Origin of the sequence: Curtobacterium sp. MCBA15_016 (genome assembly GCF_001865105.1) — a bacterium.
Lineage (GTDB): Bacteria > Actinomycetota > Actinomycetes > Actinomycetales > Microbacteriaceae > Curtobacterium.
Window position 1 is genome coordinate 2,351 of sequence record NZ_MJGR01000011.1, and the last position, 335, is coordinate 2,685.

General features: G+C 70.1%; 1 pseudogene. It reads right to left on the reverse strand.

Features of this window, described 5'->3' with window-relative positions:
• Positions 1 to 295: pseudogene (locus tag BIV03_RS04955) on the reverse strand (DUF4032 domain-containing protein); the annotation flags it as partial.
• Between the last annotated feature and the right edge of the window lie 40 nt (positions 296 to 335).

Below are 335 nucleotides of genomic sequence, written 5' to 3' on the forward strand. Positions count from 1 at the left end.
CCTCGCCGTCGGCGCTCACCCGGTTCGTGATCACGGCGACGGGGTCGACGCACGGCACGTCCATGCGCTGCAGGGTGCGGAGCATCTCGTACTCCGAGCGGGCGACCTCTTCGCCGGTCTCCTTCACGGCGACGACGTACCCGCCGAGCTGCACGAACCGCACGAGGTGCCGCGAGATGCCCTTCGGGAGCGCGACGATCGTCTCGTCCGGCCAATCCGCCAGTGGGAGGTCCCACGGCAGGTCGAGGAGTCCGGGGTCGACGGTGGCGGCGGTGATGGACATCGAGTCGGGCACGGTTGGTTCCTCTGGTACGTGTGCGACGGACGGGAGGCGC